This window comes from Actinomadura sp. J1-007 (genome assembly GCF_009793335.1).
In the GTDB taxonomy this organism is placed as follows: Bacteria; Actinomycetota; Actinomycetes; order Streptosporangiales; family Streptosporangiaceae; genus Spirillospora; species Spirillospora yumaensis.
Window position 1 is genome coordinate 5,643,170 of sequence record NZ_WING01000001.1, and the last position, 21,703, is coordinate 5,664,872.

General features: G+C 65.6%; 16 protein-coding genes and 1 pseudogene. 15 read left to right on the plus strand and 2 right to left on the minus strand.

What is annotated here, in order from left to right; all coding sequences use genetic code 11:
* Positions 1 to 26 precede the first annotated feature (26 nt).
* From GEV43_RS25700 to GEV43_RS55135, 10 genes and pseudogenes are all read left to right on the plus strand, one after another.
* On the plus strand, positions 27 to 3,146 hold the full coding sequence (locus GEV43_RS25700; RefSeq protein WP_160822901.1) for an amino acid adenylation domain-containing protein: 3,120 nt from the start codon (positions 27 to 29) through the stop codon (positions 3,144 to 3,146).
* Positions 3,080 to 4,618: a condensation domain-containing protein gene (locus GEV43_RS25705; protein WP_160822902.1), complete on the plus strand. Its 1,539-nt coding sequence runs from the start codon at positions 3,080 to 3,082 to the stop codon at positions 4,616 to 4,618. The genes GEV43_RS25700 and GEV43_RS25705 overlap by 67 nt, the downstream gene beginning before the upstream one ends.
* Positions 4,619 to 5,007: 389 nt before the next feature.
* Positions 5,008 to 6,021: a hypothetical protein gene (locus GEV43_RS25710; protein ID WP_206681282.1), complete on the plus strand. Its 1,014-nt coding sequence runs from the start codon at positions 5,008 to 5,010 to the stop codon at positions 6,019 to 6,021.
* Between the two features lie 31 nt (positions 6,022 to 6,052).
* Positions 6,053 to 9,235 carry a non-ribosomal peptide synthetase gene (locus GEV43_RS25715; protein ID WP_160822904.1) on the plus strand — a complete coding sequence of 1,061 codons (3,183 nt, stop codon included), beginning with the start codon at positions 6,053 to 6,055 and terminating at the stop codon, positions 9,233 to 9,235.
* 150 nt (positions 9,236 to 9,385) lie between these two features.
* On the plus strand, positions 9,386 to 9,565 hold the full coding sequence (locus GEV43_RS25720) for an MbtH family NRPS accessory protein (protein WP_309240037.1): 180 nt from the start codon (positions 9,386 to 9,388) through the stop codon (positions 9,563 to 9,565).
* 107 nt (positions 9,566 to 9,672) lie between these two features.
* The gene (locus GEV43_RS25725; protein ID WP_160822905.1) at positions 9,673 to 9,918 is read left to right on the plus strand and encodes an acyl carrier protein; all 246 of its coding nucleotides are present in this window, start codon (positions 9,673 to 9,675) and stop codon (positions 9,916 to 9,918) included.
* 610 nt (positions 9,919 to 10,528) lie between these two features.
* Positions 10,529 to 10,879: pseudogene (locus GEV43_RS56305) on the plus strand (aldehyde dehydrogenase family protein); the annotation flags it as partial.
* Between the two features lie 41 nt (positions 10,880 to 10,920).
* Positions 10,921 to 11,478 (plus strand): aldehyde dehydrogenase family protein, encoded by a 558-nt coding sequence (locus GEV43_RS51040; protein ID WP_160822907.1) that lies wholly within the window; start codon positions 10,921 to 10,923, stop codon positions 11,476 to 11,478.
* A 194-nt stretch (positions 11,479 to 11,672) separates the two neighbouring features.
* Complete coding sequence (locus tag GEV43_RS55130) at positions 11,673 to 12,305, plus strand: MFS transporter (RefSeq protein ID WP_309239836.1); 633 nt, start codon at positions 11,673 to 11,675, stop codon at positions 12,303 to 12,305.
* A gap of 14 nt (positions 12,306 to 12,319) precedes the next feature.
* A complete protein-coding gene (locus GEV43_RS55135; RefSeq protein ID WP_309239837.1) occupies positions 12,320 to 13,252 on the plus strand; it encodes a hypothetical protein in 933 nt (310 codons plus the stop codon).
* Between the two features lie 828 nt (positions 13,253 to 14,080).
* Here GEV43_RS55135 and sbnA read toward each other — a convergent pair.
* Together sbnA and GEV43_RS25755 are read right to left on the minus strand one after the other, a co-directional pair.
* The gene (sbnA, locus tag GEV43_RS25750) at positions 14,081 to 15,064 is read right to left on the minus strand and encodes a 2,3-diaminopropionate biosynthesis protein SbnA (RefSeq protein ID WP_160822909.1); all 984 of its coding nucleotides are present in this window, start codon (positions 15,062 to 15,064) and stop codon (positions 14,081 to 14,083) included.
* A 220-nt stretch (positions 15,065 to 15,284) separates the two neighbouring features.
* Positions 15,285 to 16,247: an ornithine carbamoyltransferase gene (locus GEV43_RS25755; RefSeq protein WP_160822910.1), complete on the minus strand. Its 963-nt coding sequence runs from the start codon at positions 16,245 to 16,247 to the stop codon at positions 15,285 to 15,287.
* A 1,207-nt stretch (positions 16,248 to 17,454) separates the two neighbouring features.
* On the opposite strand from GEV43_RS25755, the gene GEV43_RS25760 reads away from it, so the two are divergent.
* The 5 genes from GEV43_RS25760 (at position 17,455) to GEV43_RS25780 (ending at position 21,680) form a co-directional block, all read left to right on the plus strand.
* Complete coding sequence (locus tag GEV43_RS25760) at positions 17,455 to 18,237, plus strand: thioesterase II family protein (protein WP_160822911.1); 783 nt, start codon at positions 17,455 to 17,457, stop codon at positions 18,235 to 18,237.
* Positions 18,238 to 18,480: 243 nt separating this feature from the next.
* Positions 18,481 to 20,286: a non-ribosomal peptide synthetase gene (locus tag GEV43_RS25765; protein ID WP_160822912.1), complete on the plus strand. Its 1,806-nt coding sequence runs from the start codon at positions 18,481 to 18,483 to the stop codon at positions 20,284 to 20,286.
* A 572-nt stretch (positions 20,287 to 20,858) separates the two neighbouring features.
* Complete coding sequence (locus GEV43_RS53300) at positions 20,859 to 21,026, plus strand: DUF4158 domain-containing protein (protein WP_160822913.1); 168 nt, start codon at positions 20,859 to 20,861, stop codon at positions 21,024 to 21,026.
* Positions 21,027 to 21,031: 5 nt separating this feature from the next.
* Entirely contained in the window at positions 21,032 to 21,514 is a 483-nt protein-coding gene (locus GEV43_RS25775) for a DUF4158 domain-containing protein (protein ID WP_160822914.1), read from the plus strand.
* Positions 21,459 to 21,680 (plus strand): recombinase family protein, encoded by a 222-nt coding sequence (locus GEV43_RS25780; RefSeq protein ID WP_160822915.1) that lies wholly within the window; start codon positions 21,459 to 21,461, stop codon positions 21,678 to 21,680. The genes GEV43_RS25775 and GEV43_RS25780 overlap by 56 nt, the downstream gene beginning before the upstream one ends.
* Positions 21,681 to 21,703 lie beyond the last annotated feature (23 nt).

Consider the following 21,703-nt stretch of genomic DNA (forward strand, 5'->3'; position numbering starts at 1 on the left):
TGTACTGAGTCCGGGGAGGGCCGGAGATGACCAGAGCATCCGCAGGTCACGAAGCCGCCAGGCACGCGGTGTCAATTCCGACCGCCGCGGTGCGGCCGCGGACCGAGCCCCACGACGTCCCCCTCTCTGAAATTCAGAGGCGGATCTGGGCGGCGCATCAACTGGACCCCACGACAGTCGCGCCCACGATTCCCGCCGCCGTGGATCTGTCTGGGCCGTTGGACGTCGATGCCCTTGAGTCCGCCATCACCCATGTTGTCGGCCGTCATGAGGCATTGCGCACCGAGATCGGAGTGAACGAAGGTTTGCCCGCGGCACGGCTCGGAGCGGGACTCGCCGGATTGCGCCGTGTCGATGTTTCAGGAAGCCCCGACCCGGACCTGGCCGCCTCCGAGATCACAAGAGCGGAAGCGGAGGAACCCTTCGATCTGGAGACCTTCGGGCCCTTGGTCAGAGGGACATTGATCCGCCTCGCCACCGAACGGCACTGGCTGGTGCTCCCCGTGCACCATGCGGCCGCCGACGCGCTCTCAATCGGGCTGATGCTGGGGGAGATCGTCAATTCCTATGGCGCGTACAAGATGGGCGGGAAGCCCGCGGCGGCGCCGGTGCCCCTGCAGTATCCCGATTTCGCGGAATGGGAACGGGAGTCAAGGGAAGAGATCGAGACAGCAGTGGATTGGTGGTGTGAGGAGTTGGACGGATTCGTCCCCGGCCTCGCTCTCCCACACGACCGGCGTAGGCTCGGGTGGAGCACACACAAAGGTGATCACCTGACGGCGCAGATCGATGCCGGATGCAAAGCCGCTGTCGAACGCTTCGCCTCCGACGCCGTCATTACCCCTTTCGCCGTGATGACCTCGGCCTTCTGCGCCTTGTTGCACCGCGTCTCCCGCACCGACGACCTGGTCGCAGGGGTCTCTTTCGCCAACCGCCGGTTCGCCGAACTCGATCAGGTCATCGGCCCCTTCGCCAACACACTCCCATTTCGGAGCCGACTCACGGACGGCGACTCGTTCCGGGACCTCGCCGGGAAGACCTCCCAACGGACCCACGCGATCCTCGGCCGCCAGCACGTTCCCACCGCGCGGATCGCCGATGCGATGGAGGCACGGCGCGAGGGCGTGGACTCTCCCCTGTTCGGCGTGCTCTTCACCTTCCTCGACGAGGACAGGTCTGAGCAGACACTCGATGATCTGACGATCACGCCGCTGAGCGTCAGCGCCGGTCCGTCGAAGGCGGATCTCTCAGTCAGCGTCGCGAAGAGAGGCGCCGAGTACGAGGTGCGACTCGAGTACGACACTGAACTCTTCGACCAGACCACCGCGCGGTCGCTGCTCGATGCGTACCTCAGCCTGCTCGCAGCTGGACTCGACCGGCCGGACGACCCCGTATGGGCCCTGCCGATGTCCCCGTCCTCCGTTGTGACGGGCAACGGGGGTCCGGTCGAGGCCCCCACCTCCGTGGCCGACCTGGCCGCCGGGTTCGAGGCGACCGTACGCGAGTATCCCGAACGGCCGGCTCTGACCTGGAAGGACCGCACCTGGACGTACGGGCAGGTCGATGAGCGTGCACGGGAGTTGGCAAGCGCGCTGCGAGACATGGGCGTACGGGCCGGCGACCACGTGGCGCTGTTGCTCGACCGCGGCCCTGGTCAGGTGTTCGCCATGCTCGCGGCGACCATGCTCAAGGCGGCGTACGTGCCGATCGATACCAGGCAGCCATCGGAACGAGCCAGGTTTCTCATCGACGACTGCGGTGCGAAGGCACTGATCACAACCCGGGCCCGTGCGGGTATCGCCGGATCATTCGCGGAGTTGCTGATCGACGAGGTTGGAAAGCTCCAGGGCCGTCGCCCGGGAGAGCCGCTTGCCTGCAGGGGGGAGACCGTCAGCGGTTCAGGCGACCTGGCATACATCATTTACACCTCCGGATCGACCGGGCGGCCGAAGGGCGTAGGCGTAGCTCACCGGCAGGTCATGCGTCTGTTCAGCGCGACCGAAGCCCGCTTCGGATTCGGGCCGGACGACGTCTGGACCATGTTCCACTCCTACGCGTTCGACTTCTCGGTCTGGGAGATGTGGGGGGCGCTGCTCCACGGCGGTCGCCTGGTGATGGTTCCCGAGGAAGCCGTCGTCTCGCCTGAAGATTTCCTGAGGCTTCTTGCCTCCGAGCGAGCGACAGTCCTCAACCAGACGCCCTCCGCGTTCCGCGGACTGGTATCCGCGGACAAGGCGGTGGGTTTCTCCTCCAGCCTCTCCGTGCGAGTGGTGATCTTCGGTGGAGAGGCGCTGGAGCTGGAATCCGTGCGAACCTGGATGGACGGACGCGGTGATCGGACTCCGCAGATCGTCAACATGTACGGCGCCACGGAGACGACCGTGCACGTCACCCATCGAACGATCACAGGGCAAGACCTCGAACGGCAGATCGCGCCGATCGACGGTCCCATTCAGGACCTGGTCCTGTACCTCCTCGATGAAGCACTGAACCCGGTCCCGCCCGGTGTCGTGGGGGAGATCCACGTTGGCGGCGCCGGCGTGGCCCGCGGCTACATAGGACGTCCGGGGCTCACCGCGGAGCGATTCACCCCCGACCCCTTCAGTGGTTCCCCTGGTGCTCGGCTGTACCGAACCGGAGACCTCGGGCGCATCCGCGCCGACGGTTCGCTCGAATTCCAGGGGCGAGCCGACACCCAGGTGAAGGTCCGTGGCTTCCGGGTGGAACTCGGCGAGATCGAGGCGGTCCTCGAGTCCCACGGCGCCATCGTGAATGCCGTCGCGGATCTCCGGGATGAGAGGATCATCGCCTACCTCGTGCCCGGCGAGGCCGGTCTGCCCAGTGTGGAAGAGCTGCGCGGCCATTGCGCGCGCGGACTGCCCGAGTATGAGATCCCGGCGGTCTTCGTGCCCATCGGCTCGATCCCCTTACGGTCAACGGGAAGGTGGACCGGCGGGCGCTTCCGAATCCAGCGGCGGACCGGGCCGCCTCCGTGCTCACGTACGAGCCGCCACGTACCGCCGCCGAACAGATCACGGCGGAGATCTGGGGCGCCGTGCTCGGAGTGGAGAGAGTGGGCGTGCACGAGAACTTCTTCTCCCTCGGTGGCGATTCCATTCTGGCACTCACCGTGGTGTCGCGTATGAAGTCCGCTGGGCTGGGCGTCGAACTCCAAGATGTCTTCCGGGACCGAACCATCGCGAAACTGGTCGCCGGCGGACGCGAGTCCCGCCCGGAACGAGCCGTCGAGCCCTTCGAGTTGATCGGTTCCGCCGACCGTGCCCGGCTGCCCGACGGCATCGAGGATGCGTACCCGGTAAGCGGTACGCAGGCCAGCATGCTCTATCACGCGATGATGGCCGAGGGTGCGGGCTTCTACCACAACACCGTTAGTATGCGCCTGCGGGGCCCCCTGGAGGAGAAGGCGTTCCGGCAAGCCGTGTCAGACACGATCGCCCGGCACCCGACGTTCCGCACCAGCTTCGCTTTGAACGGATACAGCGAGCCCCTGCAACTGGTCCACAAAGCGATTGAGCTTCCCGTTCGCATAGTGGATCTGCGCGGGCATACCGATTGTGCTCAGCGTGCGGAGATCGACGCCCTCGTCGCCGATGAGCGGTCCAACGAGCTGGACATTGGCAAGGCGCCGGTCATCAGGGTGACTGTGCAGAGGCTCACCGACGACGAGTTCCAGGTAACGATCAGTGAGAACCACATCATACTGGACGGGTGGAGCTGGTCCTCCTCTTTCGCAGAGATCTTCGAACGCCAGCAGGCTCTGATCTCAGGTGACGCCGGCTACGCCGATCGCTGGCCGCAGGTCGGTGTCAAGGTCGCCGATTTCGTCGGACTCGAGCGAGACGCGGCGAACGACCCCGCGGCGGAACGGTTCTGGAAGAGCGAACTCGCCGACATCACTCCGCGCCATGTCGCGGACCTCCGGCCCGCAGGGAAACCGGTCGTGCTGCGTCGGCACGTACCCATCGACGCGGCGACCTCGCGGCGACTCAGGGAGATCGCCGCCTCCCACGGGGTGACCCTGAAGAGCATCGCGGCTGCCGTCCACCTGCGTGTGCTGGCCGAAGTCGAGGACACCGGCCACCCCCTCACCGGCATGCTGTTCCACGGCCGTCCCGAAAGCGCCGGCGGGGACCAGGTACGTGGCCTCTTCTGGAACGTGCTGCCAATCGGTGTGGACGTGGCAGGCAGGAGGTGGATCGATCTGGCGGCTTCGGTCCTGGACGCCGAGCGTCGTCTGCTTCCCCATCGGAGGGTGCCGTTGTCGCGTATTCAACGATGGCATGGCAGGGCGGAACTTTTCGATGTGGGGTTCAACTATGTGAGCTTTCACAGATACAATCAAATGTATCGGGACGGGGTTCTCGAGTTTCTCGATTACCATCCTGAGTCGCGGGAGAACTCGCATTACGCCCTGATGGCAACCTATTCGATCGACCCCCCGGACTATGAATTGGGCCTGCTCCTCGCGTATGACGCAGACCGGGTGTCCGGCGAACGGATTGCCAAGATCGCGGAGATGTACGCCGCGGGGATGCGGCGATTTGCGGCGAGCCCTGAATCTGATCACGATCTCTGTTCGGTGGCGTCTGACCTCTAGGCGTACCTGAGGGCATGGCGATGAGTCGCGGCATCGTGCTCGGGCCGATTTCGGTGCGTTTCTGACCGAGTAGAACGTGGAACGGGGCCGAAGGCTGCCGCTTCATGGCGTCCGAAATGTTCGCGCCCGCCGGCCACAAAGCCACAAGATAAGCCCGTGACTCTGGAAACCGAAGTGGTTGGTCCTGTCGGTGTGACAAATAAGGCGATATCTGCTTGAGTGGAGATGGATTGTAAGGCGGAATCGTGCACCATGTTCGTGGATATGAAGCAGAGGCCCCGGCGCCTCGTGAACCTGACCACCGGAGGATCGAAATGAGTGAGTCAGACCTCTCGACTGAGACCAGGTCCCCGGTTGGTTCCTACAACGAGTGGGATACGTTGGAGGAGGTGATCGTCGGCGCGGTCGATGGTGCGCACTTCCCTCCCTGGCATATTGCGATGGCCGCCCCACTGTCCCCGGAGCAAAGGTCGGTGTTCCAGGAACGTGCCGGACGGCCGTTCCCCGCTGACGAGATCGCCGCCGCCCGCGACGAGCTCGACCAACTGGCTGACATCCTGGAAGGCGAAGGAATCAGGGTCCGTCGGCCTGAGCCGCGGGATCACAGCCAGTCGTACGGCGCGCCGGGCTGGTCAAGCACCGGTTTGTATGACGCGATGCCCAGGGATCTGTTGCTGGTCGTCGGTGACGACGTCATCGAAGCTCCGATGGCCTGGCGGTCGCGCTACCACGCGGTCTCGGCGTATCGGCCGCTTCTCAAGGAGTACTTTCGGAAGGGCGCCCGTTGGACCTCCCCGCCCAAGCCCGAGCTCCCCGACGAGCTGTACGTCACCGGCTGGACCGATCAGCCGGAGGGGGAGCCGTTCCGCTCGGTGATCACCGAGTTCGAACCCACGTTCGACGCGGCCGACTTCATCCGGTGTGGCCGTGACATCTTCGTCCAGCGAAGTCACGTCACCAACGCGATGGGCATCGAATGGGTCCGCCGGCATCTGGGCTGTGATTACCAGGTGCACGAGGTGCAACTGGCCGATGACCACCCGATGCACATCGACGCGAGCCTGATGCCGCTGGCTCCCGGCAAGCTGCTGATCCACCCGGATCGGGTGCCGGAGGTGCCGAAGATCTTCAAGGACTGGGAAGTGCGGGTGGCGCCCCGGCCGGTGATTCCGGACGGGCATCCGCTGTACATGACCAGCAAGTGGATAAACATGAACGTGCTGATGATCGACGAGGATCGGATGCTCGTGGAGGCCGAGGACGAGCCGATGCGCCGGCTTGCCGAGGGCTGGGGGATAACGGCGATCCCGTGTCCGTTCCGGTCCTTCAACACTTTTGGTGGCTCCTTTCATTGCGCGACCGTTGACGTACGGCGGCGGGGCAGCCTGGATTCCTACTTCTGAGCCCGGAGCTACGGGCAAATAGGGGAGATCGATGTCCGGTCGCTGTGTCCATCACCTCGTCGAAGCACAGGTTTCGGAAACTCCGCATGCTGTCGCGGCCGTCTGGGATGGCGGCACTCTCACCTATCGCGATCTCGATGAGCGCGCCGGTCACCTCGCCGGTCTGCTCGCCGCCCGCGGTGTCCGGCCGGAGCGCCTGGTCGGCGTGGCGATGGAGCCGTCGCCGTTGCTGTTGATCACACTGCTCGCGGTCTGGAAAGCCGGCGGCGTGTACGTGCCCATCGACCCGGCACTGCCCAGCGGCGTCGCCGAGACGATGCTCGCTGATGCCGGGGTCGCCCTTCTTGTCAGGAACGGACCGGCTTGCGTGGACCCCGCGGGCCTGCCGGTGGTGGACCTGGATCTGCTCGACCTGTCCGGTCAGACCGTAGCGAGACCGGCGGTCACCGTCGCCCCGCCCAACCTCGCCTATTGCGTGTTCACGTCAGGTTCGACCGGCAAGCCCAAGCCGGTCGCCGTATCCCACGCCGCCCTGACCAACCACGCACTGTCCCTCCGGGACGAGCTGAGGCTGGTACCTGAGGACCGTGTGCTCCAGTTCACGGCGATTGCCATCGACGCCGCGCTGGAAGAAGTCCTGCCCGCGTGGCTTGCTGGGGCGGCTGTCGTCATGCCCGGCCAACGCAGGTTCTCCAGCTGGGAACTTACCGACATCATCGACCGCCTTGCGGTGACGACGGTGAGCTTGCCCAGTGCCTACTGGCACCATTGGGTGGACGATCTGACCGCCGGGTTGGTCTGCCTTCCCGCGAGCTTGCGCATCGTGTTCGTCGGTGGCGACAAGATTCTCGTCGACAAGCTCGCCGCCTGGTCACGGGTCCCCGGAGCGGAGGCCATTGACTGGGTCTCGGACTACGGTCCGACGGAAACCACGATCAGTGTGGCGCTGCACCGGCCGAATGGAATTCGCGGGACCGCGTCCTCCGGCGTCCGCGACCACGCACTGGTGCCCATCGGCCGACCGTTTGCGAACGCTGAGATCTACATACTTGACGGTGATCTGCGACCGGTGCCGGACGACACACCAGGAGATATCTGGGTCGGCGGCCCGCCGCTTGCTCGCGGTTACCACACTTCCCCGGCCGCCACTGCTGATCGCTTTCTCCCCGATCCCCAGGGGCCGCCCGGCGCGCGGATGTATCGCACCGGCGACCGTGGTAGCCGTAGTCCCGACGGGACCCTGGTCTTCCTCGGCCGCTCCGACCGTCAGATCAAGATCCGCGGGCACCGTGTCGAACCCGGCCAGGTCGAGAGCGCTTTGCACCAATGCGCCGGGGTCAAGGACGCGGTCGTCGTCACCGCTGACGATCCGCCTTTCGGGTTCCGCCTGGTCGCCTACCTCGAGGTCGAGGAAGGGGTGGTCGAGACGACGATCCGTGCCGACGTCGCCGGGCGGTTGCCCGAAGCCATGGTGCCTCGAACCATCGTGCTTCTGGACCAGATCCCGCGTTCGCCGCTGAACGGCAAAGTGGCCCGATCCCTGCTTCCCCCAGTGAAGCCGGCGAGCGCCGGCCACACCGGCGAGGACACTATGACGACGCTGGAGCGCGTCATCGCCACCCTTGCCGGCGACGTGCTCGATGGCCGGCCCATCCGCCGTGCCGGGGACTTCTTCGCGGCCGGTGGCGACTCGCTGAGGGCGTTGCAGCTTCTCAGCCGGGTCTCCGAGGTGACTGGCGTGGCGTTGACGTTCGCTCAGTTCCGGTCATCTCCGCATGTTGCGGGGCTCGCAGCCCTGGTGAGACAGGAGCACTCTCGTGGCGCGCCGGAGGGCGCGGTCGTGCCGACGGGTGACCGCGGCGGCCGACGCCCTGCTTCGCGCGGGCAACAGGCCCTGTGGTTCCTGAACCTCCTGCATCGCGGCGCGCCGACCTACGCGATACCTCTCTGCTACAAGATTCGGGGTCCGCTCGACCTTGACCGCCTCGACGCCGCATTGTCGGCGATCGTCGCCCGTCATGAAGCCCTGCGCACCGTGCTTGAGGAACAGGACGGGAGAGTGTGGCAGCAGGTCCGGCCTCCAAGCCCGGTGCGCACCGCGATGACCGTGGTCGCCGACGCCTCCGAGGCGTCCCGCCGGGCCATGGAGGAGGCCGCGCGCCCGTTCGATCTGACAACTGGCCCGATGCTGCGGTCGGCCTGTTTCCGTGTGGACGCCGGTGAGCACCTGTGGCTGCTCAACGTGCACCACTCGGCGTTCGACGCTTGGTCGCTCGCAATATTCTGGCGTGAACTCGCTGCGCTTTACGATGGCCGGCCGCTGCCCGAGGTGACCATCCAGTACACGGACTACTCAGCCTGGCAGGAGCGCTGGTTGCGCAGCGCGGAAGCGGACGAGCAGCGTGCCTACTGGCGCGATCGACTCGCCGGGGACCCGCCGACCGTCACGCCGGGCTCCGGACGCGGAGCCGGAGGAGGAGTCGGCACCAAGGGGTTCGCGCTGCAACTGCCCCCCGATGCCGTCAATCCGATCACTGTCGAGCGCGTCGCCGAATCACATGGGACCACCACCTTCACTGTGCTGCTCGCGGCCTTCATCGCGACGTTGCGCCGGACGAGCCGCGTTGACGAGGCGGTGGTCGGCGTGGTGATGGCATCCCGGAACCGGCCCGGTGCCGAGGACCTGATCGGCTACCTGGCCAACACGGTCGCGTTGCGGATGCGCTTCACCGAGGGCATGCGGTTCCACGAGCTGATCTCACGCACCGGTGAGGCACTGGCGGAGGCGCTGACCAACCAGGAACTGCCGTTCTCCGACGTGGTGGACGGCCTTGAGCGGAGCGGTGGGACCGGACAGAACCCATTGTTCCAGGTGACGTTCTCGCTCCAGTCCACGCCGCTGGACGACCACGGCACTATCGAAGGTCTCGACATCACTGAGCAATTCGTCCATCAGGGCACCGCAAGGGTCGCGCTGAGCCTGATGATGCGGCAGAGCGAAGCCGGACTGTCAGGCGAGGTCGTGTTCGCGGCCGACAGGTTCGACCGGAGCTCGGCACGACGCTGGCAGAATGCCCTGCTAACGCTGCTTTCGGCCGGTTTGGCCGATCCCGATGCGCTCATCGACGAGTTGCCGCTGCCGGTCGCCGAGAATGCCACCGAGCTCACGACGGCCGTCGATGCCGGGTCGGAGGGGCGTCTGTCCCCGACCTAGCATGCCGAATTCGCGATCCAGCTCGGCTTTGCAAGTTCTGAAGCACTCACAGTTTTGCCCGTTCGGGCTCGACTTCGGGAGGTTCGCAAACATGCCGGTGGATGAATCCTTCGGGAAGGCGACAACGGGGCAGGACTCGTCTACGACGTGGTGGTCAACCACGAGGAGCAGTACTCGATCTGGCCTGTGAGTCGGCCCATTCCGTCGGGATGGACGGCTGTGGGCTTTCAAGGGTCGAAGTCCCAGGTGCTCGATCACATCGAAAAGGTGTGGACTGATATCACACCCCTGAGCGTCCGTCAGGCTCTCGATGAGGCCCGCAAACAATAGCGGCCCGTTCAACGCCCTGTCGAAGCCGGCTTGTGTTCTGCGGAAGTGCTTGCCTACGATGGCGCGGACTCAATGATCTGCTGAGACATACGGGAAGGGCGCCAACCATGCCGGTGCGAGAACAAGAAGTCTCCGAAATCTGGGCGGACGTGCTGGGGATTCATGAGGTGGACGTTGATACCAACTTCTTCGACCTTGGCGGCAACTCGCTGCTGTTGGTGAAACTTGCCAGCCAGCTCAACCAGCGGCTGTGTATCGACGCAGACGTCCTCATGTTGATGGAGTATCCGACAGTGGCGGAGTTTTCCCGTCATTGGAATCGCGTGGAAGTGCCGGTCGACGATAACCACTGACGGATCATCGGCGTCGACGTGCATCCTCGTCCGCAGACGGAGATGCCTTGAAGGCATCGGCCCGGTTCACCGAACCCGGCAGGGAGGAGCCCGGTGAGATCGAGGTGGCCGTCACCGCCCATCCCGGTGTCGACAGAGCCGTAATGTTTGCCGAGGGTTGCCGCGATCCAGCCACTACCACCTCTCCCCTGGTAAGGGTCAACCGCCGGCCAGTTGGCCGATCGAAACTGCGAGGCACTCCATGATCTCCGGCGACCGAACGTCAATAGACCTCTGGTCATCAATCCCTCCCGTGGCGAGCGAAATCCCCTCTGCCTTTCACGGTGCACCAACGAATCAGCGATTGCGTACAATCACCCTTGACATGGCCAAGGCAATGCTCGGGGCGAGAGAGCGGTTCCTGGGCATCCTCTCCAGAACGGCCGACAGGGTGGCGGCCGAGGATGAGTTCAATAGATCGGTTCGCGCTTTGGCAGGGGCCGCATGGGAGGTGGCGCGGCACCGGCCTCCCCGGATCGACCACCTCGCGGTGTTCCTTCCGTCCAACAACGTGCTGTATTCGTGTGTACTCTTCGGGCTCATACCCTCGCTTTATTGTGACAGCATAGAGATGCGCCCTTCGTCCCGAGTGAAAGATGCAAGCCGGAAGGTGATCGAACTTCTCCGGGAAACCTGTCGTCCATGGATTTCCGACCGCATCAGATTGATTGATCTTTCACAGCGGGCTTTCACCGAGACGTGCTCGTGCGCGGATGCGGTGATATTCACCGGACAGTACGAAAACGGTGTCGAACTGATGAGCCGGCTGAGCGACAAGCCGCTCTTCCTGATGTTCAATTCTGGGCCCAACCCGATGATCATCGGCCCTCAGGCGACTCCCGAGACAACGCTGAGGTCGCTACTGATATCTCGGCTCTACAACTCCGGCCAGGACTGCCTGTGCGCCGACCTCGTTTACGTCCACCGGAGCATCCTTCGGGGGTCACCGGGCAGCTTTCGGAGATGCTCAGGGCCACCGCCAACTCCGAGTCCCCTCCTGGCTCTCTTGTCTACGCCGATGCCGTCAAGCAAGCGGAGGCTTACATCAACGAGCACTCGGACCAGGTTGTCTTCGGGGGTGAGACCGACGTCAGCCGACTGCTAGTCGAACCGACCGTCATTGTGCACGACTCCGACATGGAGCTGAACCCGCCAGAGTTCTTCTCACCGGTCTTCTGCATCGCGCCGTACGACGACGTCGCCGACCTTGAGGCATGGGCGAATACCGAGTGGGAATCCGCTCGTGGCATGTATGCGGCCGTCTTCGGAGAAAGTCAGCTGAACGGTCCCAGGCTCGGCACCGCCGTAGTCCTGCGCGACCAGACGACCTTCGATCATGAAGACGGGAACAAACCGTTCGGTGGCTATGGAGTGTCGGCGAACAGCGTCCGCTTGGGGATAAGCGTCTGCACGGCCGCCCGCTCCTCCTGTCCGCGGAACTCGCCGCGTCTGCCCGAGAGCAGCGATAATCGGGTCGCCCACAGAGTCCCGCGGATCTGCGATCCGTTGTGGGTTCGCTGACGGTCCTCGGTCGCACCGTCGGGCCTCACCTGGTGAACTCCCGGCCCAGTGCCCGGCGAAATCGGGGATGGTGACCGATCTATCCGGTGGGCCTGCCCCCTGAGCTCCTCGATGAGCCGGTAGAAAACGCCGGTCTGTCAGCAGATTCTTCTGAGGGACGCTTCGGGTCGGCGTCTCTGCCCCGTGGGAGTGCCATGAGTACATCGACCGTAGGCAGGGCCGGTCTCCGAGAATGGGCCGGGCTGGGGGTCCTGTCCCTGCCCACCGTGCTGCTCGGTCTCGACGTCACCGTGCTGTACCTCGCCTTTCCCTCGCTGGCGGAGGACCTCCGACCGAGCGGCACGGAGGCGTTGTGGATCATGGACGCCTACGGGTTCCTGATCGCCGGATTCCTGATCACGATGGGTACGCTGGGCGACCGGGTCGGCCGCCGTAGACTATTGATGATCGGGATCGCCGCGTTCGCGGCCGTTTCGGTAGTGGCCGCCTACGCCAACAGCGCCGAACTGCTCATTGCGGCGCGCGGAGCGCTCGGGATCGCCAGCGCCACGCTGATGCCCTCCACCCTCGCCCTCATCAGCAACATGTTCGCCGACCCCCGCCAGCGCTCACTGGCGTTCGGCGTCTGGGCGACGAGCTTCGCGATCGGCATGGCGTTCGGGCCGGTGGTCGGCGGCGCGATGCTGGCCCGGTTCTGGTGGGGTTCGGCGTTCCTGCTCGCGGTCCCGGTCGCGGTCGTGCTGCTGATGGCCGCGCCGGTGCTGATCCCGAGTACCGGGCGCCGCGTAGCGGCCGGTTCGACCTGCTCAGCGTCGCGCTGTCACTGATCGCGATCCTGCCGGTGATCTACGCGCTGAAGCGGGCGGCCAAGGACGGCCTGGACGTCCCCACGGTCGTCGCCGTCGTGATCGGCCTGGTGTTCGCGGTGCTGTTCGTCCGGCGCCAGGGCAGTCTGGCGAGCCCGTTGCTGGACGTGCGGCTGTTCTCCGACCGCACCTTCAGTGCGGCGTTGGGCATTCTGCTCGTTGGGCTGGTCGGCGTCGGGGGCGCGATGCTGCTGGTCACGCAGCAGCTTCAACTCGTGGAGGACCTGCCTCCCATCGAAGCGGGCATGTGGATGGGGCCACCGGCGCTGATGATGTTCGTGGCCGCGATCGGGTCGCCGCTGCTCGCGCGCCGTGTGTTGCCGGGAATCGTGGTGGCCGTCGCCCTGGCGCTGTCCGCGCTTGGGTACGTGCTTCTCACTCAGGTGAGCTCCACGGGCGGTGTCACCCGGATCGTGATGGGCTTCGGGCTGGTCTACCTCGGGCTCGGGGCGATCGCGGCCCTGGGCACGGACCTGGTGGTCGGAGCAGCACCGCCCGATGAGGCCGGCTCGGCCTCGGCGATGTCGGAGACCGTGCAGGAACTGGGCCTCGCCTTGGGGGTGGCAACCCTGGGCAGCCTCGCCACTGCCGTCTACCGTGGCCGCATCGGCGATGAGATCCCCGACGGCACGCCGCCCGAGGTGGCCGAAGCGGCGGGGGACAGCCTCGTCGGCGCGGCCTCGGCGGCCGACCAGATGCAGGCCGGCTGGTTCGACCAGGCCAAGGAAGCGGCCACCTCAGGGCTGAACGTCGCGATGCTGGTCGCCGCCGTCAGCATCCTGGCGCTCTCGTGCCTGTCGGCCGTCGTGCTGAGGCACATCAGTGTCATCGGAGGCGACGAGCCGGACGCCGACCAGGTCGCTCCGGTGGGATCGGCCCGGCCGAAACCGGCGCACAGCAGCGAGTAGTGGCTTGGGTCTGAGAATACTGAGTCTGTTCACCGGCAGTGTGAGTGGCCGCTGATCACGGCGTGATCGCGTGCGGTGTGGCCGGAGAAGCATCTCATTCTGGGAGCACGTTCTCGCGCGCGAAATACTCCGCGGCCCGCTTGAGCACTTCGTTCTCCCGCTCAGTTGCCGGGCCTTTCCACGCAGCTCGGCAAGCTCCTTCTTCTCGCCGCCGCTCAGCCCCTCGACACGGCCATCGTCGACGTCGGCCTGACGGAGCCAGCCACTCAGGCACGACTGACTGATGCCCAGGCTACTGGCCGACGCGGTGACCGGCCCGTCACCGGTGCGGGCCAGCTCGACAGCACGGCGCCGGAACTCCGGCGGATGAGGTGGTGGCACCGGACACTTCCTTCCCAAGCTGATCAAGGTCGACTTGGAGCTCCTCTTGAGCGTTGGTTGATGCCTGGTGGACGACGGCATGGTGGGGCAGCAGGTGTTCGCGGGCGAGGCGACCAGGCTGGCGTACGCGACGGGCGAGGCGGCCGAGGGCCATGGATGAGTTGCGGGAACTGGCCGAGCCGTTGTTCCGTCGGTTCTCGCCGCGTCGGCAGGGTGGTGGGACGGCGCCTCGTGGACGATGAGCTGGTGTTCACCGCGATCGTGTTCGTACTGACCAGTGGTAGGTGTTCCAGGGGCGGTTGCCGCGCGAGCTCGGGTCGCCCGCTCCGCCGTGCCCCGTCGGTTCGTTGCTTGGACGGTGGCGGAGTTGTGGCCGCGGTCGGCTCGGCCGGGTGGGAGTCCGCTGCATTCGCTGTGGGTCAGGCCCTCAGGCCGCGTCGAGGGACGTCATCGGGGGGCAGTGGCCGGCCTGAGGGTTTCCAGGCTGGGAGCCTCGGTGTACTGGGCGCTGACCCAGGCGTCGGAGTAGACAGTGTCTATGTACTTCTCGCCCATGTCCGGCGAGATCCCGACGATCGTGGCGCCCGGCGTCAGCGTCGGGGCCAGTCGCCGCACTGCGGCGAGCACCGTTCCGGTGGAGCCGCCGACCAGCAGCCCGTACTCGACGGCGAGCATCCGGCACATCGTGATCGTGTCGGCCTCTTCGATCTGCACCTTCTCGAAGTCTCCACTGTCGACATAGATTTCGGGCCGTCGGCTGGTGCCAAGCCCCGGAATGAAACGAGGGGCGGCTCTGCCGCCGAAGGTGACCGAGCCCGCCGCGTCCACCGCGATGACCCGCGTGCGAGGGCTGTGCACCGCGAAGTACTCCACGCAGCCCATCAGGGTTCCCGTGGTTCCAACTCCGACGAACAGCGCATCAACGTTCCCCAGTTCCCGATGAACGGCCTTGGCAGTTCGCTCGCGATGGGCACGGACATTCGCGGGGTTGGCGTACTGGTTCAGCCACACCAGTTCCGGATTCTCAACGAGCCGGCGGCGGATGTAGTCCACTCTGGTGTGAAGGTAGCCGCCGTGCGCATCCCGGTCGGTGACCTCGATGACTTCGGTGCCGAGACTCTCCATGACATGGATGGCCTGCTGCGTCGCGTTGGGGTCGGTGACCACGGACAGCTGGTAACCCTTCGCCGCGCACACCACCGACAGTGCGATGCCGAGATTGCCGGAGGACGATTCGATCATTCGGCTCTTGGGGCGCAGCGTCTCGGCGGCCTCCGCTGATTCGATCAATGCGATGGCGGTCTTCAGCTTGACCGATCCGGCTGGGTTCAGGCCCTCCAACTTCAGGAGCACGCTCACACCGGGCACGAAGTCGGGCAGACGCACGAAGATGTCGTCGAGGACGATATCGGGAGCGCTTTCGAAGATCATCTAGACGGCCCTTCTGCCATGCTGTGGGGTCGCAGTGCAGGACGGCTCGACCAAGGTCGCGGCTGAGTGGAAGGCGTTGGACACCTCGGCGCGACCGGGGTACACGGCGAGGGCATGCGCCGTCTGCGCCTGGGGCACGGCACCGTCAAGAAGTACGCCGCCGTACGCCGTTCCTCCGCTTGAACGACGCGGCCTTCGCGTGGCCGTTGACCATCGTCACTCATGCCGTACCGCTCGACCCATCGGATCGGAGGCGCCCGGCGCACCACTCCAGGACGGCCATGGCCGCATACATCTTGTTCTCAGCCTGGTCGAACGCCAGGCTGTGGGGACCTTCCAAGACCTCGGTGGTGACATCCTCGCCGCGGTGGGCCGGCAGGTCGTGCAGGAACACGGCCTCGGGGCTCTTGTCCCACAGCGCGGAGGTGACCTGGAAGGGGGTGAAGGCATCCCGCCAGTGCGGGTCCGGTTTGATGGTTCCGGTCGTCTGCCATCTAGTTGTGTAGAACGCATCGAAACCTGCGGGCGCGCTGTCCATGGTGTGCAGTTCCGTGACTGTCGCCCCGCTGTTGGCGGCGTTCTCCACAGCACTGCTCAGAATCGCGGGCTCAAGCCCATAACCGGGTGGAGTACGCAATTCCAAGTGGACGCCCTTGAACCTGCTCAACGTCAGGGCCAGCGCAGCCGCGGTGTTGTTGCCCTCGCCCACGTAACAGATCCGCAATCCATCGACGTGGCCGAAGTGCCTCAGCAGAGTGGTCAGATCAGCGACAGCTTGGGTGGGGTGCTCATCAGCCGTCATGGCGTTGACCACGGCCATCCTTTGCTGACCTGCGAGAGTGCGCAGGTCGGCCGGATCGCCGGAGGTGCGGACGACGAGCATGTCGAGCATTCGGGACAGGACCTCCGCGGTGTCGGAGAGTGACTCGCCGGTATTCGTCTGCAGGTCGTTGGGGCCATAAGACACGATCTGCGCGCCGAGGCGCAGAGCTGCCGTAGAGAACGACGTCCGCGTCCGGGTGGATGTCTTCAGGAAGAGAATGCCGACGACGAGGCCGGCCAGCTGATCGCTGGGATAGATCGTTCCATCGGCAAACCCTGCACCGCGTTCGACGAGAGAGGTCAGTTCGGCGTCGGTCAAGTCGTGTGTGGAAATCAGGTGGCGTATTGCGGCAGCGTTCATGAACTTGGTATCTCCACTGAGTGCGCTGTACAGGGGTATCGCTTCAGTTGACAACCCTCCATGTGTTCCGGCAAAGCGTTGAGTCCGCGCTATCGTACGCAAGTGTTTTTACGCGGCACAAGGCCCGCTCCGATGGGGGGAGTGGCCTCTAGGACCTTGTGTTTGAGGGAGGCGTTGCTCCTCTGGCAATTTGCGGGAGCAGTAGTCCAGACCTGTAGATCAAGGGCTCAGGCTGCTTCGGGCGAGAAGTCTGTCGCCGATGAAAGCGGCTTGTGTACGGCCGAGGGAGGCCACCAAATGGGGCGCGTGGACCGCGCGCCAACGGGCCTGGGGCCCCGTCGAGCCTGAACGACATTGCCAGGTCGGCGGCACGTGAGCCGGGGGCCTTGGTTCGGAGTCGGCCGGCGGCAACGGCGGTTGGTGGAGTGTGGGTGTCTAGATGATATGCCGATCACGAGGTACTTTGAAGCTTCCTCGAAATTCTCCGTGGTCACGATCGTGAGGTGGTTGACTGCGATTTGCCCGAAGCCCGCAGAGCAGTGCCTTTAACGTCCAGCACGAGGGCTGGTCTGGCTGCGGTCGGCGTCGTGGAGATGGTCTTGCTGCAGCTCGTCCATCACGTTGGAGGAGCAGCGATGCTGGTTCGGCGGTTGACTATGCCCCTTGGGGGTGGGCTAGTGGAACCGGCCCGGGCAACGACGACACCCTGTCCCATCCCTGAAGTTGCGGGAGCACGGCGGCCCACATCATTACCGCGATCCACAGCGACAAGGAGTGCAAGCGTCTTCGTCATCTCCTCCTAGCGATACCCGACAGCCGGACCGCGATCGGATAGCCGGCGAAGGTGAGGTCGAGACCGGCCTCGACGGCGATGACAGGAGGCCAGGCTGAAACGGCCATGGTGGAACAATTGGCCATCCATCAAAGAGGACGGATTCCGCGACGGCTGCGGCGAATGGCGCGACAGTAAGTGCTGTCCGACGACGAGGCTGAGGTGTCGATGGCCATCGAAATTGCCAAGTGATTGGATGCTGAATTGGCTCCCGAAAATTCCGGCTTTTACGCCTTGACTGGCGATGAATCTAACGGCCCTTGCGTGCCCCCCCTTGAAGTCGATAAAACTCCTTTCCCTCCGGCTCGGCGGCCAGTGCCCAGCCCTCGTCCAGGCAGGCCCGCGCCGCCGGACTTGCGGGGCGGCCTGATCACCATGACCCACCAGTACCTGCCGGACACCGCGGTGATTCGTCCCCGGCCGCAGCCGGACGCCGCCTGCACCCTGGTCTGCCTCGGATTCTGTGGTGGGGGAACCGGGCCATACCGGTCCTGGGCCCCTGTACTCGGCGAGCGCACCGAACTCGCCCTCGTCTGCTATCCAGGGCGCGAGGGGCGCTTCTCCGAGGAGTTCGCATCCGACTGGGAGGCCCTCGCCGAGGATGCCACCAACGCCGTGGTCCGTGCCGCGGCCGCAACGCCGGACCGTCCCTACCACCTGTTCGGGCACAGTATGGGAGGCTGGATGGCTTTCGATGTCACCGTACGGCTCGCCGACCGCGGCGCCCGGCTGCCCGAGCGCCTGATCGTCTCCTCTTGCAACGCCCCTGACCGTGGCGTCACGGACCGGGACCGCGTCCCACGTATCGAGGACACCGAGGGGCGGCTCGTCGAATGGATGGGGACGATCGGACTGCTGCCCGATCATGCGCTTGGCGACCCCGACCTGCGTGAGATGGCCGTCGAGCTGATGCGAGCCGACATCAAGGTCCGCGACTCTTATCAACCACGGCCCGGCGTCACCACCTCGGTACCCGTGCACTTGCTGTATGGCGAGAACGACACCCTCATCGAGCCCGACGTGGCCGAGCAGTGGGCGCGCTGTGCTGTCGGCGGACTCCGCACGAATGCCCTGCCCGGTGGGCACTTCTATGCCCGGTCAGTATGGGAAGCGCTGCCCGACCACTTTGCCGACAGCTGCACCGAGGATTCACGATGACACTCGACTTTGGGTCGGGGAATTCTGTGCACACCGCCAGTCGCAACCGGGCCTTTGTTCTTTACCGACAACGTCCTCACCACTAACGGGAGCGACCCTGTCGCGGCGACGGCAGGATCGCGGTCGCGATAAGAGGGACAGTCAACGTGGCCGACTGTGCGCCCTCCTTCCCGTCACTGCGCCGGCCCCGGCCACCAATTGACGCGCCTGCCACGACTGGCCCTCTGGGGAGGAGCTCACCCCATGCCCGCAGTACCGCACGAAGAGCCGTCGTCACCCCGCGGCACGGTGATACCGCCCGCGCTGGACCTCCTGGACCGTTTCCATGAGATCGCCACCCGACACCCCGGACGGGATGCCGTCGTGGCGCCTGATGGCACCGCGCTCAGCTACGGGACGCTCGACAAGAGGGTGCGGCGGCTCGCAGCCGTGCTCGCGGCAGCCGGGGTCCGTGCCGGACACTACGTCGGCATCGCCCTGCACCGCTCCCCTGGGGTGATAGAAGTGCTGCTCGCCGTATGGCGGGCCGGGGCAGCATATGTCCCGCTTGACCCAGCCTTTCCGCAAGCCCGCCTTGACCAGATGATTGAGGACACCGGCATCACCACGTTGGTTTCCGCCGACCGAGATCAGTCCTGGCCGAACGGCGTACAGGTCATCACCTTGAACGAGACCGAGAACGAGACTGGGCCGATCCCCCTGCCCGCAGTCCCAGTTCCTTCTGACGCCCCCGCCTACGTCATCTACACTTCGGGTTCCACTGGCCGCCCCAAGGGCGTGGCGGTTAGTCGTGGCGCCGCAGCGTGGTTGATCGCCGCAATGGAGGAGAGCGGCATCTTCCTTGACCGGCCCGCCCGTGTGGCTTGGAATGCCAGCCTCTCTTTCGACGCCTCCGTACAGCAGTGGACTCGCGTATGCCGTGGTGACACCCTGCTGCCGCTCTCCGAGGAGCTGCGCACCGACCCCGCTGCCCTTGCTGCCCACCTGCACCACCAGCACGCCACCGACCTCGACGTGACCCCGTCCCACTGGTCAGTCCTGCGCGACCGGGTCATCGAAGCGGCGGAACACTTTCCAGGCGGTCTGCGGTTGCTCGTCGGAGGGGAGGCCATCCCTGCCTCGATGTGGCGGGACTTGGCCGACCTTGACGCGCGCTCAGTCATCCACGCGACCAACCTGTACGGGCCGACCGAGTGCACTGTCAATTCGACCGCCGGTTGGGTCGAGGGCGCTGACCCACACATCGGACGGCCGTTGCCGGGCGTCGGTGCACATGTCCTTGACGACGCGCTGTGTGCCGCCGTCGAGGGTGAGTTGTACCTGACCGGACCGGGGCTCGCCATCGGCTATCTGCGCCGCCCCGATCTCACGGCTGAAAGGTTTGTTGCCTCGCCTTTCAGCCCGCCCGGTAGCCGCATGTACCGCACGGGCGACCGTGTCCGGCAGCGCCCGGACGGCAGCTTCGCCTACCTCGGCCGGGTCGACCGTCAGGTCAAGGTCAATGGTTTCCGCATCGAACTCGGCGAGATCGAGGCCGCGCTGACCGAACACCCAGCCGTCGCCGCCGCAGCCGCCGTGGTAAGGGAGAGCGCCCCGGTCGGCCGCAACCTGGCCTGCTATTGGATTCCCGCCCCCGGTATGTCCGCGGACCCGGAGGCGCTGCGCCACCATCTGCGCTCGCGTATGCCCGATCATATGGTTCAGATGTCGCTGACCGCCCTCGACACTTTTCCACTGGATGTGAGTGGGAAAGTCGACCTAGCCGCTCTGCCCGAACCGACCGAGCAACTGTCCGCCGACGACGCCGAACATCTTCCCGACGGGGATGTGGAAACGCTGATAGCCGAGCTGTGGCAGGAGTTGCTCGGCCGTGAAAGGGTACTGGCCAATGATGATTTTTTCGCCCTCGGGGGCCACTCGCTGATCGCGCTGAGGTTGGCCGCCGAACTCAAGAATGGCCTTGGGGTGGTCATGCCGACCCGCATGGTTTATGCGAACCCACGGTTGCGGGACTTGGCCCGTGCCATATTGGCTTACAGCGACCGTTGATCGTACGTCCTGGATACGGCGGCGTACCGAACCGTGTGGTCAGCCGGTTACCACGGCCTTGCCGCGGTGAGGCGAACATTCAGGCCGAGTGCGTTGAGGCATGACGAGATCGCGTTGCGGGGCAACGCGGGAGGCCGGCGGTTGGTCAGGCCGGTGCCAGGTCGGGTGGCATCCAGGCCGGCCGAGCAGGACGTCGTGGATTGCGATGAGCACGTCGGTTCCGTGCTTGGCAGCGGTGGAGATGGAGCCGCGGACGGCGTACCGGTGCTTGGCGGTGGTTTCGGAGGGGAGTCGTCCGGAGAATTTCTGTTGCCTCTTGGCCCGGCGGACATCGTGTTCGGCCTGATGGTTCGTCGGGGGCATCCGCAGGTCAGAGGCGAACCGGAGGACGTCGCTCGCGGTCGCGTAGTGCTTCCAGCAGTACCCGCCCGACCGGCTGAGTCAAGTCCCCCGGCGGCGCCTCTTGTCGTGACTGGCCGTTCTGATGCGGGTGATGCCGGATAGAGCCGGGTTCTTGTAACGACTAGGGCGCTGTGTGTAGATGATCTGCTGGTTGGCCTACTTTGCGGGCTATGCCGGTGGAGTTCCTGACCAATGACGATGCGGCGGCGTACGGGCGGTGCGCGGGGCCGCCGCCGCAGGCGGACTTGGAGCGGGTGTTCTTCCTCAATGACGAGGACCGTGCGCTGGTCGGGTGGCGGCGTGGTGAGCACATGAGGCTCGGGGCGCGCTGTAGCTAGTGACGGTGCGCCGGCTCGGGACATTCCTGGAGGACTCCCTTGATGGGCCGGGCGCGGTGCTGGAGTTCATGCCCGGCCAGCTGGGGGTTGAGGATTCCTCCCAGGTGAAGCGGTGTACCGGGCGGCGGCCGACGCCGTTCGATCATCAGCGGGAGATCCGCAGGGCCTACGGGTGGAGGGACTTCGCCGACGTCGAGGAGGAGTTCGCGGCGTGGGCGGCGGCGCGTTCCTGGACCTCGGGCGATGGCCCGAGGGCGATCTTCACTGACGGGGTGGGGTGGCTGCGGGAGCGGAAGGTGCTGCTGCCGGGCATCGCGACGCTGGCCCGGCTGGTCGCGCGGGTCCGCGACGACACGACCAAGCGGTTGTGGGGTGTGCTGGAAGGGCGGCTGACGGTCGGGCAGCGGTACGTCCTGGACCAGGTTCTTCACTATGCTGGCGGTGTTCGCCGAGTTCGAAGCCGCCCTGCTCAAGATGCGCACTCGTGAAGGCATGGCCGTCGCTCGGCCCAAGGGCAAGCTGAAAGGCAAGAAGTCCACGTCACCAGCCTCGATCTCGGAACGGCGGGCGCCCTGTTCACCCGCGGCTGGGAGCGGGAGGTCATGGCCACGGGCGCGGAGGGCAAGGAGGTCAAGCAGTGGATCATGCGGTTGATCCATCCCCCGTCGATGACGGCC